Raw genomic sequence first — 17,112 nt, 5'->3', positions numbered from 1 at the left:
CCAATTCCTTTCAGTTATTTTTATTATTTTATTTAGAAATTATATCTTCTTGATTATCATCCTTTTCATTTGTATTTATTTTTATGCTAACTCTATTAGGTATACAAACTATGCTTTGACTTGGTTTATTTATAAAACCAGTATGTACACAAACCTTGTCAGGACATGAAGCATCTACTATTTCTACCCCTTTATCATGAATCTTTACTATATTATACCCCCCTCTATTCTCTATTTTAAATTCTTCTTTGGCATCTATTGGAACAGTTTTATACAATTTATTATCTACATAAATCTCAATATTTCCAGCATTTTTAGAATTTATAACATTTATTATTCCATAACATGCTGTAATAACAACTAAAATGCCTAAAATAAGAAGAATGTCTTTTTTCTTCATTTTTTGTCCTCCTATGAAATTATGTTATAATAAAATAATAACACAATTTCATAGGAGGAATATACCATGAATAAGAAAAAAATCACATTTATTTTTGTGATATTGATTTTAGCATTAATTTTATTTTCATTTTTTAGGAGTTCAAGCCAGAATACTAAATATAGTAAAACTAGCTATTACCTTGGTACAGTAAATGAAGTTACTGTATTTAATATAAAAGAATCCAAAAGTGATAAAATCTTAAATGAATGTGATTCAATTTTAAGATATATTGATAATAAAATGAGCACTCATATACCAGGCAGTGATGTTTCTAAAATAAATGATAATGCTGGAAAGAATTTTGTCAAAGTTTCAGATGATACGTTTTTCGTTGTAAAAGAGGCAATACAATACTCCAAACTATCAAGTGGATATTTTGATATAACAGTTGGTCCAGTATCAAACTTATGGGCAATTGGAACAGATAAAGCTAAAGTTCCAAGTGATTCTGAAATAAAAGAGCTTTTGCCTCTAATTGATTATAAAAACATTGTATTAGATGAAAAAAATAAATCTATAAAATTGACCAAAGAAAACATGAAAATTGATTTAGGCGCAATAGCCAAAGGATATGCTGCTGACAAAATAGTGTCCTATTTAAAATCAGAAGGTGTACAAAAAGGTTTAGTTAATTTAGGAGGCAATATATTTACTTTAGAAAATGGTAAAAATGATAAGCCTTTTAAAATCGGCATTCAAGACCCAACTAGTAAAAATGGAGAATCTATAGGAAATATAGAAACCACAAACAAATCTGTTGTTACATCTGGAATTTATGAAAGATTTATAGAAAAGGATGGCAAAATATATCATCACATGCTAAATCCATTTACAGGTTATCCTTTTGAAAATAGCTTAAGTAGTGTAACAATAATATCTGATAAATCTATTAATTGTGATGCTTTATCTACTTCTACATTTGGACTTGGACTTGAAAAAGGTATGAATTTAATTAATAGTATTGATAATGTAGATGCTATATTTATAACTAAGGATAAAAAAGTATACTTAACTGATGGTATAAAAGATAACTTCAAACTTACTGACAAAGCTTTTTCTATTGAAAAACTAAATAAATAGTAAACTCATACTCTAAATACTTACCATAGGTATATATACTTATCTAAAACAAATCTACATAAACCATGTTATAAGAAATAAATTATACTGGCAAAGATAAAACTTAAGACTTTAACAACAATAAAAAAAGCACCTTATTATATTAAAGGTGCTTTTCATAACATTCTAGTAATTATTACAAACAATTTATATTTTACTATATAAAATTTTCTTCATCATATTTTCAAATAAAGAATCGCTCAAACAATATTATAATTATTGTAACAAAACTTACTTATCTTGTTTTTTAGAATTATTTTATAAAGACTTTAAAAATAAATCCATCCTATTTAAAGCTTCAACCACATTTTCTTTTTGAGTTCCTAAGTTTATTCTAACATAATTCTCACCATCTTTTACAAAATGGCTTCCATCCTCCAATAATACTCCTGTATCAATAGCCAGTTTATCAGTAAATTCACTCGCGCTTATTCCTAGCCCACTTATATCCATCCACGCCAAATAAGACGACTCCATCTTCATCAATTTTATATTATCATATTTTTCTACCCAAGTTTCTAAAAGTTCATAATTTGATTTTATATATTTGTTTACACCACTCAACCACTCACGACATTCATTATAAGCACTTATCAATCCTATAATTCCAAACACATTTGGAGAAGTTATAGAGTTTTGTTTTAGTTTATCTCTGAATATCTCTCTTATATCCTTATTTATAACGATTGAGTAAGAAGTCTTTAATCCTCCAAGATTAAACCCTTTATTTGGTGATGTCAATAGAATAACATTTTCTAAAAGCTCTTTTTCAATTTTAAGTATTGAATTAAATTCACCATAATGAATATGTTCTGCATGTACTTCATCTGCAACCAAAATAACATTGTTTTCTTTACATATGGTTGCTACTTTTTCCATCTCCTCAATTGACCATATTCTTCCAGATGGATTATGTGGTGTACAAAACATCATTAACTTAGGTTTATTTTCTTTAATTTGAGCTTCTAATTTATCAAAGTTTATATAATATCTATCATTTATAATATCTAATGTATTACAAACTATATTTACACCTTGCTTTTTGGCTGATGATTCAAAAGGGTCATAAACTGGTGTATTTAATATTATACTATCCCCCTTTTGACAAAAAGCTTGTACTACATAGTGAAGTGTCGATACAGTTCCATAAGTCAATGTAATCCATTCTCTTTCTACCTTTACCTTATGCATATCATTTTGCCATCTGATAACTGAATCATAAAATTCATCATAGCAGTATGTATATCCAAACACACCTCTTTTTACAGCTTCAATAAATTTATTTTCTATTTCTGTTGGTATTTTAAAATCCATATCAGCAATCCACATTGGTACAAAATCTTCTCTAATATCTCCAAACTTATCTCTTATAATATTTAAATCCCATTTTCTACACTTTTCACTTACTCTATCTGGTCTATCATCAAAATTATACATTTAAATTTACCTCTTCTTTTCTAATTATCTTACTTATTATAAAATATTTGTCTAATTCGCTTTTAATTTACAACTATTAAATCTTTAGTAGATGTAGTCAACCTCATACATCCATCTTGTGTTATAAGTACATCATCTTCTATTCTTACTCCCCCAAGATTTGGTATATATATTCCTGGCTCTATAGTTATAATCATACCTTCCTTTAATACTTCTTTTGATTCAGGAGCTAATGCAGGATATTCATGAACCATAATCCCTACACCATGACCTAAATTATGACCAAAGTTATCAGTATATCCATAGGAACCAATTATATCTCTTGCAACTTTATCTATTTCACCAGTAGTCATACCTGGTTTTAAAACCTTTATACACTCTTCATTAGCTTCTTTTACTATATTATATATTTCTTGTAACTCTTTATTTACAGTACCCATACATATAGTTCTAGTAATATCAGAACAATAATTATTGTATTTAGCACCAAAATCAAAAGTAACAAAATCTCCATACTCTATAATTTTTTCACTGGCTTTTCCATGAGGCAATGCTCCTCTCAATCCAGATGCTACTATAGTATCAAAAGACTCTTTTTGACCACCCAACTCTTTTATAAATCTAACAATTTCATTTTCCACTTGTTTTTCAGTCATACCAACTTTTATAAAATCAATTATATGATAAAATGTAGCATCGACTATTTCACAAGCTTTTTTTATATATTTTATTTCATCATCGTCTTTTTCTTTTCTTAAAGTAGATAAATCAACCGATTTTAAAGTTACACTTAACCTTTGACTCATATTCTTATATGAATCAAAAGATACTTCACTTCCTTCAAATCCAATTTCTTTTATATTTTGATTTTCGCAAATTTCATTGACTATATCAAAGTAGGTTCTGTTTTTATCCATTAATATGACATCAAATAAATTTGATTTTCTTTTGATTTCTTCAAAGTATCTAAAATCTACTATTATATATTGTTTCCTTTTAGTTATAAAAACATAACCTGATGAACTAAATAGATTCCCAATGTAAAATTTATTGGTAGAACTATTAATAAGAATACCTTCTATATCATATTCTTCTAAATACTTTCTTATTTTTTCTATTTTACTCATATTTTTTATCCACCACCTTTAATTAATATATAGGTAAGGCTGGTAATATTAATTAAAACAATATTACCAGCCAAAGTTATCATAAATAAACTTAAATGTTAGTCTATATAATCCACAACAAGTTTACCATCTTTTATTAATTTATTTCTATAGAATATATTTCCTACAGCTATGAATATAGCACCAACTGCTATACCTATGATATACCCAAACAAGTTATCAACTAGAGGCCATGCCCATATAGCTGACTCTGGGAACCATTGAATTGCACCTAGAACTATACCTGTAATAGCTCCTATTACACTTCCCACTATGTTTAAAGGTATAACAAAACCTGGTCTTTCAAGTGCAAATGGTATTGCTCCCTCAGATATACCCATAAATGATAGGAATATAGAAGTCTTTCCTGCTTGATAGAATTGTCTATCATATACTCTTCTTCCTACTAATCTTTTATCTAATAAAGTTGTTAATCCTAATCCAATTGGAGGAACAACTATAGCTATTGTTCTTGCCGTTATTGGTAGTACATTCTCTGTAGTTAAACCAAGTGCAACGAATCCTGCTGCTTTATTTATTGGTCCACCTAAGTCAAATGCTGTAGCTGCTGCTAAAGCTGTTGCATATACATACTCTCCAGCTGCTCCTGCTGCTGTTAAGAAGTTTTTCATACTTTCATTAATTAAACCACCAATTGGAGTTATTATAAATATCATCAATATCATACAAGTTAATGATGCTATTAGTGGTATTAAAAATGTTGTCTTAAAAGCTAACCAGTTATGAGAAACTTTTATAGATTTATTTAACCATTTTACAAAGTATCCTATTATGAATGCTATTAATATCGCACCTAAGAATCCTGATGCAACTGGAACAACTTCAGTCCATTGACCATCCACAAATTGTGGCACACCTACAGGTTTATTAGCTATATATCCACCTATAAAACCTGCAATTAAAGCTGTTTTTCCACCTATAGAATTTGCACAAAATGCTGCAAATAGTGGTATTGCAAATCCAAACAAAGTAAATCCGAAATTTGACATTAATTGTGCCATATTTAAAAGAGTAAGTTTAAACCCTGTAAAATCACCTGAATTCATAGCATCAACTATACCTACAGATGGGTCAAGTCCTAATATGGCATATGGTATTAATTGAGATAAGGCTCCTATAAGTCCACCCATTACTAAAACTGGTATCATATATGATATACCTGTCATTATATGTTTACTTATTTCCTTCCATTTTCCATTTCCCTTTGATTGAGTTGGATTAGATGGAGTAGGTTTTCCTACATTGTTTCCTCCTGTTGTAGAAGCACCTGAACTGTTTATAACTTTTTTCTTAATTGCCATTCTATTTCCTCCACAATAAATTTATTATATTCCTAAATCTTCTTCGATTTCTTTTATAACACCTTCTGCATTTTTTATAGCTTCTTGTAACTCAACTTCATATACTTCACAACCATCAAATCTTTCCATGCCTTCTGGAGTTATTGCTACTGCATGTATTATCATAGTTGCACCTAATATATCATCTCTTGTTAACTCATTTTGTACACCATCTGCACCTTGAGTTTCAACTTTAGCTTCATAACCTAGTGCCTTTGCAGCTTGTTCTATTGCCTCTGCTGCCATGAAAGTGTGAGCTAGTCCCATTGGACAAGCGCATAATGCTACTAATTTTTTATTCATTTTAAATTCCTCCTACTTTTCAATTAATTATTTGTTTTATTTTAGCCTTAGCGTTTAATTATAAACCCAAAGCTTCATTTATTAATTTAGATATTTCTTCAACATTATCACTCTTTAAAAGAGAATCTTTAAAGTCTTTATTTATTAATTTTCTTGAAAGAGATGATAATAATTTAAGATGAATATTCTCTTTACTTTTTCCTGGCATAAGTAAGCTTATTGCCAATTTAACCTTATCTTCATCTTCATTCCAAACAACATCATCAGTAAATTTCAATACTACTACTGCTGGATTTTCAATTGCATCATTTTTAGTATGAGGTATTGCGATAGATTCACCTAAATTTGTAGTAAATTGTTCTTCCCTAGCCATTAACCCTTCATATACTAAATTTTCGTCATCTGTCAAGTTTAATTCTTTAGCTTTTTTTGCTATAAATTTTAAAACCTCAATCTTAGACTTAGTATCAACATTTAAAAATACATATTCTGTGTTAAATATGTTTGTTTCCATTATTAATTTCCTCCTTAATTACCTATCAGTGCCATTAATTTATTAAAGTCACATATTTTAATAATTCCTCTTACTCCACCTTCATCTTTTATAAAATTATAAAGGTATTTAAATATTGAAAAATTATGTTTTTCTTTAGTGTTAAAAAATACCATAAATACTAGTTGAACTTCTTGTTTATCCCAAACTATTGGATTTTCAAGTATACCAACTCCTATTATAGATTTTTTATCTCCCTTCACAATTGTGTGAGGTATTGCTACTAGATTTCCTATCTCAGTTGATGAGATATTTTCTCTGTCTATTATGCTTTCTATTGAGCTTTCTTCTATAAAATCTCTTTCTTTTAGTTTGTTTGAAAGAGAAAGTATAACTTCTTCTTTCGTACTAGCCTTTATACTAAAAAAAGCTTTTTCATCAAACATATTACTTATTATCTTTCTTCTTTCCTCTTTTTCGTAAAATGCTTTATTTACGTTTTCAATTAAGCTATCATCAAATATATTTTCGATATACAAGACAGGTTTTTCATAACCTTTTAATTCAACAGTAGACACTATTAAATCAACATCTTGGCTTATAGCCATATCAAGATATCTAACTGGATAAACACCTACAACGTTTAAGTCACTTATATTTTGCTTTAATTTTTCAGAAATAAGTTGACCTGTTCCTATCCCATAATGGCAGACTATACAAATCTTCTTACTAGTATTTTTTTTCATTCTTTCATTTGAAGCAGCAAAATGAATAGCTATATATCCAAGTTCATCTTCATCAAGTTTTAAATTAAACTCAGTTTCTAGTTTGTTTGATAAAAACACAGCTAAATTAAAAGCTATTGGGAACTTTTCTTTTATCTGATGAAGCAGAGGATTATTAGATTTTATATTAGCTTTAGCCCTATTTAAAAATCTCTTTATATGGTCAGATATTGAAACCATAAACTCTTCATCTTTCGTATAATCACTTCCAGAAATAAGTAATATATCTTGAAGTGCACTATTTATAACATTATTTATTCGTTCCTCAATTTCACTTGTATTTTTTCTTCCTTGTGTACCTTTATATGCGATTACACCAGAGTAATTTGAAATATAAATCACTTCATCTTCAATAAGTTTAAATCCAACCTTATCAGATATTTCTTTCATTAAGCTTTCTATAAAAGAGTAATTATGAAATCTATAACTTGTATCTATTAGATTTATATTGTTACTATGTCCTCTCTTACTTCTAAACACAGAAACAATTATCTTTGAAAGCAGAAGATTAAAATCTTTATCTGAAATTATTGTATCTTTCTCTCTTAAATGTTTTTCTAAAATACTTTCTATACAGTGTATATCGTTTTCACTAATGTCATCTAAAAGCACCTTGATTTTACTTTTTTCATCCAGTTTTATTGCATAGTCAGTAATCAATTGTCTTATATTAATTTCTTCACCATGTATATAGCTTCCATAGTAAGGTTTAGATTTTATAACTAAGTCATACTTTTCAAGTTTTCTTTTAAGCTTACTAGACAATTTGTTTATAGCAGCTATACTTAGATTTAATTCTTCTGCCATTGCTTCTATACTCATATAATTTCTATTAATAAGCATACATATTATATTTGACATTCTTGATTCTTCAGAGTCATCTAAAAAACCATCAATATATTTATTTGCTTCTTTAACAGCTCTTGCTATATTGCTTTTAGAGCCACTTAGCTTATATCCTATACCTCTAGAAGAATCTATTACCAAATCATACTTGCTTAAAATACTATTTAAATCTGCTATATATCTTTTAATAGTTTTTGTAGACACATCCAATTTGATAGCTAATTCATTTGATGTCATATATCCGTCTTTATTGCTTAAACTTTTTACTATTACTGCATGTTTCTTAGTTATCATTGTATCACCTTCTCTTTGATTTCAATTATATATCAAGTAAAATTTTAATTGTATATATAATATGTCTATATAAGGGACATTTTGTATTTATATATTATTGCATAATTCAACTATCGCCTCTGCATATATGGCTATTGAAGTTATAAATCTATCTAAGCTAGCAAATTCATTTGCACTATGGACATTTCCAAAACTACCATCAGGAAATTCACAACCAAATATTACTGAATTATTCATTTCAGAAGCATAACTTCCTGCACTAGTTACCCTAACATCATTTTTTAAATCTCCAGAGTACTTTATATATATATCATGCAAAGTTTTTACAATCTTTGAATTTCTATCTATATAATTTGCTTGCTTTAAATTTTCCCCAATAATCTCGAATTTATTAATATTATTTGTCTTCATATACAAATTAAATTTTTTTATTATTTCCTCAACTGTTAATACTTCTGGATATCTGACACTTAAAACTAATTCTAACTTTCCATCTATTATGTTTATTATTGTTGGAACCATCGATAAAATCCCACATTTTCCTTCAATATCTAAACCAAATAATCTTCCATCTGTATTATCTTTATTTATTAACTTATCTAAACTTTTTGTCCAATCTTCATCAATATTTTCTGATAAAAATTTAATTGCACCTAGTATAGGATTGATTGCTTTCTCAGGCTTAGATGAATGTCCACCTTTGCCATGTATAACATAATCTCCATTATTATAACTTATTGAAGTATTATTAAAATCACAGCATATATTATCTTTACCCAAATTTTTCATATTTTTTATATATACTTTATCTGGTATTGTGTTAAACTCTATTCCGCCACTTATGTATAAAGACTTATCTTCTATCTCTGAAATTAACTTTATTGTTGCCCCACCTTTTTCTCCATTTAGTACAGGAAACTTAGCATCTGGAGTAAATCCACATATACCATAAGGCTCTTTGCTATAATAATGCTTTATACATCTAAATCCACTTTCTTCATTTCCCCCAGCAATTAATCTAACCTTTCTTTTTAAATCAATATTTAGATTTTTTATCATTTTTAATGCTAAAAAATTTACTATCATAGGGCCTTTATTATCTGATACCCCTCTAGCAACCAATTTATCTCCTATAATATTTAATTTAAATGGCTCACTATCCCATCCTTCTCCTGGATTTACAACATCACAGTGTCCAAATATATCTACAAATTCTTTTCCATCTCCATATTCAATTTGAACAGCATGATTATCTATATTTTTGACCTTGAAATTGTTTTCTCTACCTAGATTTTCAAACCAATTTAATGCATCATAGACTCCTTTTCCAAAAGGCATATCTTCAGATACAGTTTTGTCATCATAAAATGACGGTATGCTCACCCATTCTTTCAACAGTTTTAAAAATTCTTTTTCATACTTTTTACTTTCTTCTTTAAATAATTCCATAATTATCACTCCAATTTAGAACTTTATATTATATATCATAGTTTATCTTATTTGATAACTCCTTATACTTTATGTCATTTCAAGGGACAAAACTTTTTTACTATTGATTTTATAATCTATTTATATATAATTATTTGTAGGATAAATTTAATATCATAGGAGGAACAAAATTATGGAACCATTATTTTTAAAACCTATTTTTATGGATAGAATATGGGGTGGTACTGCACTTAAAGATAAATTTAATTATGAAATAACTTCGCCAACAACTGGTGAATGTTGGGCTATAAGTTCTCATAAAAATGGATATTGCTTAATAGAAAATGGAGAATACAAAGGCAAAAGTCTATCTGAATTGTGGGACAAAAACAGAGAATTATTTGGAAATACACCTGGAGATAAATTTCCTTTGCTTACAAAAATATTAGATGCAAATGATAATTTATCCGTTCAAGTTCATCCAAATGATGAATATGCAAAGAAAAATGAAGGTGGAGAATTAGGAAAAACAGAGTGTTGGTATGTAATAGATTGTTCTGATGATGCAGAAATTATAATAGGTCATAATGCAAAATCTCATAAAGAATTTGTAGATATGATAAAGAATAATGAATGGGACAAACTGCTTAGAAAGGTTAATATAAAAAAAGGAGATTTTTTCTACGTTCCTAGTGGTACTATACATGCCATATGCAAAGGTACATTAATTTTAGAAACTCAACAAAATTCAGACACTACTTATAGAGTATATGATTATGATAGAACTGATAATTCAGGCAACAAACGTGAACTTCATGTTCAAAAATCCATAGATGTTACGAATGTTCCTCATATAAATCTTGATACTGATTATAAAACTGTATCAACATCAGACTTTAAATGTACAACATTTGTATCAAATGAATTTTTTAGCGTTTATAAATTAGATATCTTTGGAAAATGTAATTTTACACACGATACACCTTTTTCCTTATATAGCGTATTGGAAGGCAATGGAAAACTAATACACAATTCGGTAGAATATGATTTAAAAAAGGGTATGCATTTTATATTACCAAATAACTTTGGAGATTTTAGCTTTGAAGGTAATTTGGAGATTATATGCTCTCATATTTAGATACAAAATATAACTAAAAATAGGCTATCATAATAGCTTAATTTATGATAGCCTATTTTTTATAAAATACTTACTAAAACATATAGTATTTTGATTTAGAATTTGCTTATAAGAGTCTTTAATAATATATATCAGAAAATTCTATTTTTATTTTTTCTTCAACATTATAGATTCTCTTGTCTTCTGTATAATGTTCACTATTAAAACTCTTCATTGGAAGTGAAATCAAGAATTCTGTTCCTTTGTTTACTTCACTTATTACTTCTATATCTCCACCATGAAGACTTACTAGATTCTTAACTATAGCAAGCCCTATTCCACTTCCTTCAGTATTTCTAGATAAAGTCTTATCAACTTGTGAAAATTCTTCAAAAATCAATTCCAGTTTATCTTGAGGGATTCCAACTCCTGTATCCTTTACACTTATGATTACTTTATCTATTTTATAATAAATATTTACATATATCCATCCTCCATTGTCAGTAAACTTAATGCAGTTTGACAATAGATTCAATATAATTCTCTCAATTTCAACCTTGTCTATATAGACATTAATTTCTTCAAGTTCTGTATCAAACAGAATCTTTATATCTTTTCTACTTGTATACTCTTCTATATTCATAAATAGGTCTTCTATTACAGATACAATATTGTATTTTGCAAGTTTTAATGTATAGAATCCAGACTCCATCTTTGTTAAATCTATAATATTATTTATTAGTCTTTGAAGCCTATAAGAACTTTGTCTCACTAAATCTACATGAGATTTAATATTATTATTGTAATCTTTTATCTTTTCACTTCTATAGAAAGAGTCTACTAATTGATTTGAACTTGATATAACATTTAGTGGAGTTTTTAACTCATGAGACATATTTGCAAAAAACTCAGTTTTTATTTTATCTGTTTTAAATCTTTCAAGCAGTTCTTTTTCTGCTTGTTCTGAATATTTTTTATGTGCCAAGTCTTTTATAATAAGCATTATGTATCTAGTATTATATATAGCAAAAGGTAATGCACTTAATTCTACTTCTACTATATCATCATAACTATTTATCAACTCATACTCTAGTAAAGATATACTCCTATTCTCATTTAAAACCTTAGACATATTATCAGTAAATTTCATTTTTTCTTCAGTATTTGCATTCATTAATAACCTAATGTTAGAATCTTTTATATCATCTATATTTGTAAAAGCTAGCATATCTAAAAATGACTTATTTGCATAGTTTACACTCAAGTCATCTTTTAGTAAACATATCCCATCAGGTAATATATCTATAAACCTTGAATAAGATGATTGACTTTCTTCAAGTTTTATTTGAGATATTTTTCGAGAAGTAGTATCACGTATCACAATAATAGTTTTATCTGTACCTGCATTAGTATACTGAGAAAAACTCATTTCAACATACTTTACCTCACCATTTATTAAATACCTTTTTTCTGCACTTTCTTTGCCTTTACATATTGAAGAAAAATCAATACTTTCCAAATTATTTTTAAAAATTTCTCTACATGCATTATTCACATATATTTTATTACTACCTTCGAGTACTACTATACCATCTCCAACACTTTCTAAAAAATCTCTACTTCTCTTATTGGCTTCAATAAGTTTACGTTCATATTCCTTTTTCTTAGTCTTATCTTTTAATACACATAATACCCCTTCTATTTGTGAAGTAATAATTAAAGGAGCAAATATAGCTTGATAAACCTTATTATCACTAGTATTAATAAACTTTTCCACATTCTTTTCATTGTCAAATACAGAATGAATACTATCTATTAAATCGTGGAAATTTTTTATTTTATCACCTAATTTATCCTGTTCTTTATAATCTCCAAAAATATTTCTAAAACTCTTGTTTGCATATGTAATTACTCCATCTTTACTAAACACAACTATGCTATTTACTGCAACATCCAAAGTAGATTGGAGTCTAGATTCTCTTTTTATAAGTATCCCTTTAAGCTCCTCTATCTTTTCTGTTTCATAAATTAGTTTTTTGTTTTTTTCTTTTAAGCTCTCCGTTTTTATTGTTAACTCTTCATTTGTATCATGCAATTCTAATGCTGTTTTCTTAATATTCTTAGATACTATGTAATTATATAAATAATATAAGGCTACATTTATTATTATCTGAGATAATATCTCCTCTATATGCCTATCAACAATCACCATATGTAATAAATTTGGAGCCCTTGATAAGATTATTATTATTATTATTCTATTAAAAAACTTTTTTTCATTGTATTCCCATTTGCTTTCATTTGAACTTGAATTTAATTCAATTCCACTTACAATAGCAGTAATTATCATGAATACAGATGTTATAACTCCTAAAGCATATTGTAATGCATCATTTTCTAGAGAATTAAACATTCTAGATATTATGAATAAAGATGCTACAGTTAAAGTAACACTTGCTATGAATAAAACTACACTAGAGTTGATTTGTTTATTATCCCTAACAAATTTAAAACTTAAGTATACACCAAGTATAGGAAATAAGTCGGTTATTGCTGATATTGTGATATTAGTCTTAATCACAGACTCTGTTCTAATTCCCAAGCAATTAAATAAATATACACATTCTAATGCCCCAGTAGCTATAAAAATCAATCCTAAAAATGTAGAAAATGAATCTACTTTAAACTTAGTTGTATTAAATATAACCATTCCTGTAGCTATTAAAAATGTAGCATATATTGCATGTAATAAAGTTTCATATTTATCTATATCTTTTATAATAAATAATAAAAGTACTGAGCCCATTATTATAAATAAAAGGCTCATGTCTTCTCTTTCTTTTATATCTGGATTTACATCAGGTATTATATTCTTCAATACTTTACACTTCCTCTTAATTAATATTTTATACTAATTAATTTATACGATACTCGACATTATAATTCCTTCTTTATACCTCAAAGCAAAAACAGACATTTTCCGCTAAAACAAAATTCTTTTGTTTTCTACTCTCTTAGTTATCTTGTTTCTATCGAAGTTTTCCAGTATAATCATACAATTTTTTCTACTAGAATCAATCAAATCTCTGTATTCTCCTAGTGTTATTTCTTTATTCTCTTTTATATAATTTATTAAGGTCTTCTTTGCATTTTCATAAATACCTTTGTCCATTATATACAAATCATCTAATTTCTCTACCTTATTACCTATCATTGACTCTAATACTTCAGCATAGTTATTATTTCCTTCAGAAACTTCATCTATTGTCAATATCGAAGAAACTCCACATGATTTTAATCTTTTTTCTATCTTTTTTGCTATTTCTTTTTGTTTGTCATTTAAAACAACCTCAAAATCAAATAGGGATACTATATTATTTTCTATTTTTATGATATTTTCTGTAGATAATCTTTCTAACAAAATATCCATTTCTCTAGTCTTAAAATTACTTTCTATTTTAGACCTTACTTCTTCTTTTAATATTCCTTTTCTCAATCTATATTTCTTATGGTATTCATTTAAAAGATTTACTATATTTTCTTTTAATTTATTATATTGATTTATATGCATATACATATTACCTATAATAAATACTTTACTTTCTAATATAAGTGTTTCAAGAGCTTTTTTTACATGCTCTTCATGGGCACCACTATAACTCATTATTTCTTTTATATTTGGATAATTTTTTAGGTTTCTTTTTAGATATTCTTCTATTATATCTTTAAGTTCGCCTTTTTCTTTTATTTTTAATGCTTCTATAACCTTTTCATCAAATCTCTTATGTTTTTTAGGAGATGGGTCGATTATTACACCTCCACCAATAGTTTCCATTGGAGAATATCGTCTAACTACAAAGGTGTCACCTTTTTTGGACACTATACTTTCTTCAAGTCTTAACTGAACATAACCACTCTCTCCACTTTCGATTAACTCTTTATCTAATGGAACTGCTCTACAAAGTATTTCTCTAGTGCCATGATACAGTCTTAATCTATCCCAATGTTTTAACCCTTTGTCCAAATGATTTACCAGTGATAATTTCACATCTAGCATCATTGATTCTTCTAATGAATTTGGTGCAGCCAAAACATCTCCTCTATTTATATCTTCAACTTTTACATTTGATATATTGATTGCTGTTCTTTGCCCTGCATAAGCTGTATCTTTATTTTCTCCATGAACTTGTATACTTCTTATCTTTGTTTTTAATACTTGTGGATATATAACCAAATCATCTTCTATACTTATCTTTCCTTCTATTAAAGTTCCTGTTATTACAGTACCAAATCCTTTTATTGAAAATACTCTGTCTATATTAAGTCTCGATGGAGAATTTTCGTTTTTATCCTCTATATCATCACTCATTTTATCTATTTTTTCAATAAGGGTATCTATACCTTTTTTAGATACAGAATCAACTTCAATTATTTCTGCGTTTTCAAGAAAAGTTCCTTTTATTTTCTCACAAATGTCTTCTTTTACCAATTCTCTAAATTCTTCGTCTACAGTATCAGACTTAGTTAGAACCACTATTCCATTTTTTATATTTAAAAAACTTAAAATATCTAAATGCTCAACTGTTTGTGGCATAACTCCTTCGTCTGCTGCTACAACAAGTAATACAATATCAAGACCAGATGCTCCAGCCAACATGTTTTTTATAAACTTCTCATGTCCTGGTACATCTACAATACCAGCTCTTTTCTTATTTGGTAAATCAAAATAAGTAAATCCTAAATTTATTGAAATACCTCTCTTTTTTTCTTCATCTAATGTATCAGTTTCTCTTCCAGTCAATGCTTTTATAAGAGTTGTTTTTCCGTGGTCAATATGACCTGCTGTTCCAATTACTACATTTTTCATTTTTTGCCCCCTATCAAAACTTCAATACTTCTAATTACAAATTAAATTTAATATCAATATTACCTCAGATTTATTTAATTAAAGGCTTTTCTTAATTCTTCAACTATTACATCAAACTCATCATCAAATATAGTTCTTACATCTAATACATATTTATTATCATATACTCTAGCTATTATATGAGCTTCACTAAGTCTTAACTTCTTTTCTAAAGCTGACACATTCATATGTTCAGGAGTTATTGTTACTACCTTTGTACTTATAGTTTCAAGAGGCATAGACCCTCCTCCCACTTGTGAAAATCCATCTTCTATATTTATAATTGCATTCAAATTTAATGCAGTTATTTTTTCAAATAGCCTATTTGCTTTTGCTTCTAATTCTTCTATTTTATATGTTAACATTTTTAAAGTTGGTATACTTTCTATTGCCTTTGTTTCATCTAAATACATTCTCAATGTTGCTTCAAGAGCACATATTGTAAGTTTATCAACCCTAAGAGCTCTAGTAAGCTGATTTTTCTTCATTTTTTCTATATATTCTTTTTTGCCAACTATAATCCCTGCTTGTGGACCTCCAAGCATCTTATCTCCACTAAATGTTACTACATCTGCACCTTGTCGTATAGAATCTAATACAGTTGGTTCATAAGATAACCCATATTTTGATAAGTCTATAAATACTCCACTTCCTAAGTCTTCTATTACAGGTAATTTATATTTTTTGCCTAAATTAACTAACTCTTCTATAGAAACACTCTCTGTGAACCCCATAATCCTATAGTTACTTGTATGAACTTTCATTAATACATTTGTATCTTCTGTAATTGCCTCTTTATAATCTTTTAAATGAGTTTTATTAGTTGAACCAACTTCAACAAGTTCTGCACCACTAAGAGCCATTATACTTGGAATTCTAAATGAGCCACCTACCTCAACTAATTCTCCACGAGATACGATTGCTTCTCCTCCTTTAGCCATTGTGCTAAGTACAAGAAGTACTGCTGCTGCATTATTATTTACAACTAGTACATCTTCTGCGCCTGTAAGCCTTTTTATTGTGCTAGTTAAATGAGAATATCTTGAACCTCTTTCTCCATTGTCCAAATCATATTCTAAGTTTGAATATCTTGAAGCAGCACACCATAATTCATCTTTTATATCTTCACTAAGTAAAGACCTCCCTAAATTTGTGTGAACAACTGTACCAGTTGCATTTATAACCTTTTTTAATGATAGTGAATAATTTAATTTAACTCTGTCTATCGCAGATTCTATTATTTCATCAAACTCTATTGTTACAGAATTTGACGCATCTTCTTTCAATCTTAATATAAACTGTCTTTTAAAATCGATTACTTCTCTAACAGATTCTAAAACTAAGCTTCTTGGATATTCATTTATTATTTCTACAATTCTATTATCACTTAATACTTCATCAACTGAAGGTAACAT

Annotated in this window: 13 protein-coding genes; 2 read left to right on the top strand and 11 right to left on the bottom strand. The window is 27.7% G+C overall.

The features are described 5' to 3' along the window. Positions 1-28 precede the first annotated feature (28 nt). A complete protein-coding gene (locus tag Q3223_RS10825; protein WP_054271089.1) occupies positions 29-400 on the bottom strand; it encodes a NusG domain II-containing protein in 372 nt (123 codons plus the stop codon). Between the two features lie 66 nt (positions 401-466). On the opposite strand from Q3223_RS10825, the gene Q3223_RS10820 reads away from it, so the two are divergent. Next, positions 467-1,522 carry an FAD:protein FMN transferase gene (locus tag Q3223_RS10820; RefSeq protein ID WP_054271090.1) on the top strand — a complete coding sequence of 352 codons (1,056 nt, stop codon included), beginning with the start codon at positions 467-469 and terminating at the stop codon, positions 1,520-1,522. Positions 1,523-1,819: 297 nt separating this feature from the next. Here the strand turns inward: Q3223_RS10820 and Q3223_RS10815 are convergent, their stop codons facing one another. From Q3223_RS10815 to Q3223_RS10785, 7 genes are all read right to left on the bottom strand, one after another. After that, entirely contained in the window at positions 1,820-2,998 is a 1,179-nt protein-coding gene (locus Q3223_RS10815; protein WP_054277207.1) for a MalY/PatB family protein, read from the bottom strand. A 62-nt stretch (positions 2,999-3,060) separates the two neighbouring features. Then, the gene (locus Q3223_RS10810) at positions 3,061-4,125 is read right to left on the bottom strand and encodes an aminopeptidase P family protein (RefSeq protein WP_074178443.1); all 1,065 of its coding nucleotides are present in this window, start codon (positions 4,123-4,125) and stop codon (positions 3,061-3,063) included. Positions 4,126-4,223: 98 nt separating this feature from the next. Continuing rightward, positions 4,224-5,486, bottom strand: coding sequence for a PTS fructose transporter subunit IIC (locus tag Q3223_RS10805; protein WP_054271093.1), 1,263 nt, complete (start codon positions 5,484-5,486; stop codon positions 4,224-4,226). A gap of 24 nt (positions 5,487-5,510) precedes the next feature. Beyond that, a complete protein-coding gene (locus tag Q3223_RS10800) occupies positions 5,511-5,828 on the bottom strand; it encodes a PTS fructose transporter subunit IIB (RefSeq protein WP_003416512.1) in 318 nt (105 codons plus the stop codon). Positions 5,829-5,886: 58 nt separating this feature from the next. Next, the gene (locus Q3223_RS10795; RefSeq protein WP_074178444.1) at positions 5,887-6,342 is read right to left on the bottom strand and encodes a PTS sugar transporter subunit IIA; all 456 of its coding nucleotides are present in this window, start codon (positions 6,340-6,342) and stop codon (positions 5,887-5,889) included. Positions 6,343-6,356: 14 nt separating this feature from the next. Continuing rightward, entirely contained in the window at positions 6,357-8,246 is a 1,890-nt protein-coding gene (locus Q3223_RS10790) for a BglG family transcription antiterminator (RefSeq protein ID WP_054271095.1), read from the bottom strand. A gap of 87 nt (positions 8,247-8,333) precedes the next feature. Then, a complete protein-coding gene (locus Q3223_RS10785) occupies positions 8,334-9,695 on the bottom strand; it encodes a Sapep family Mn(2+)-dependent dipeptidase (protein WP_219673250.1) in 1,362 nt (453 codons plus the stop codon). A gap of 172 nt (positions 9,696-9,867) precedes the next feature. Between Q3223_RS10785 and manA the strand changes: the two genes are divergently transcribed. After that, entirely contained in the window at positions 9,868-10,812 is a 945-nt protein-coding gene (gene manA, locus Q3223_RS10780) for a mannose-6-phosphate isomerase, class I (RefSeq protein ID WP_407811955.1), read from the top strand. A gap of 118 nt (positions 10,813-10,930) precedes the next feature. On the opposite strand, the gene Q3223_RS10775 is transcribed toward manA, so the two are convergent. The 3 genes from Q3223_RS10775 to selA form a co-directional block, all read right to left on the bottom strand. Continuing rightward, positions 10,931-13,669: an ATP-binding protein gene (locus Q3223_RS10775; protein WP_407811953.1), complete on the bottom strand. Its 2,739-nt coding sequence runs from the start codon at positions 13,667-13,669 to the stop codon at positions 10,931-10,933. A gap of 105 nt (positions 13,670-13,774) precedes the next feature. After that, positions 13,775-15,658: a selenocysteine-specific translation elongation factor gene (selB, locus tag Q3223_RS10770; RefSeq protein WP_407811952.1), complete on the bottom strand. Its 1,884-nt coding sequence runs from the start codon at positions 15,656-15,658 to the stop codon at positions 13,775-13,777. A gap of 74 nt (positions 15,659-15,732) precedes the next feature. Beyond that, a complete protein-coding gene (selA, locus tag Q3223_RS10765; RefSeq protein ID WP_054271284.1) occupies positions 15,733-17,112 on the bottom strand; it encodes an L-seryl-tRNA(Sec) selenium transferase in 1,380 nt (459 codons plus the stop codon).

The sequence above is a fragment of the Clostridioides sp. GD02367 genome, from assembly GCF_045900275.1.
Taxonomy (GTDB): domain Bacteria; phylum Bacillota; class Clostridia; order Peptostreptococcales; family Peptostreptococcaceae; genus Clostridioides; species Clostridioides difficile_A.
This window is presented reverse-complemented; position numbering and strand designations above follow the sequence as displayed.

What these genes read in the sequence shown, in the direction of transcription:
- Q3223_RS10790 (WP_054271095.1), bottom strand. Translation starts at nt 8,246, where the DNA reads ATGATAACTAAGAAACATGCAGTAATAGTAAAAAGTTTAAGCAATAAA.
- selB (WP_407811952.1), bottom strand. Translation starts at nt 15,658, where the DNA reads ATGAAAAATGTAGTAATTGGAACAGCAGGTCATATTGACCACGGAAAA.
- Q3223_RS10805 (WP_054271093.1), bottom strand. Translation starts at nt 5,486, where the DNA reads ATGGCAATTAAGAAAAAAGTTATAAACAGTTCAGGTGCTTCTACAACA.
- Q3223_RS10795 (WP_074178444.1), bottom strand. Translation starts at nt 6,342, where the DNA reads ATGGAAACAAACATATTTAACACAGAATATGTATTTTTAAATGTTGAT.
- Q3223_RS10800 (WP_003416512.1), bottom strand. Translation starts at nt 5,828, where the DNA reads ATGAATAAAAAATTAGTAGCATTATGCGCTTGTCCAATGGGACTAGCT.
- Q3223_RS10820 (WP_054271090.1), top strand. Translation starts at nt 467, where the DNA reads ATGAATAAGAAAAAAATCACATTTATTTTTGTGATATTGATTTTAGCA.
- Q3223_RS10785 (WP_219673250.1), bottom strand. Translation starts at nt 9,695, where the DNA reads ATGGAATTATTTAAAGAAGAAAGTAAAAAGTATGAAAAAGAATTTTTA.
- Q3223_RS10815 (WP_054277207.1), bottom strand. Translation starts at nt 2,998, where the DNA reads ATGTATAATTTTGATGATAGACCAGATAGAGTAAGTGAAAAGTGTAGA.
- selA (WP_054271284.1), bottom strand. Translation starts at nt 17,112, where the DNA reads ATGTTACCTTCAGTTGATGAAGTATTAAGTGATAATAGAATTGTAGAA.
- Q3223_RS10825 (WP_054271089.1), bottom strand. Translation starts at nt 400, where the DNA reads ATGAAGAAAAAAGACATTCTTCTTATTTTAGGCATTTTAGTTGTTATT.
- manA (WP_407811955.1), top strand. Translation starts at nt 9,868, where the DNA reads ATGGAACCATTATTTTTAAAACCTATTTTTATGGATAGAATATGGGGT.
- Q3223_RS10810 (WP_074178443.1), bottom strand. Translation starts at nt 4,125, where the DNA reads ATGAGTAAAATAGAAAAAATAAGAAAGTATTTAGAAGAATATGATATA.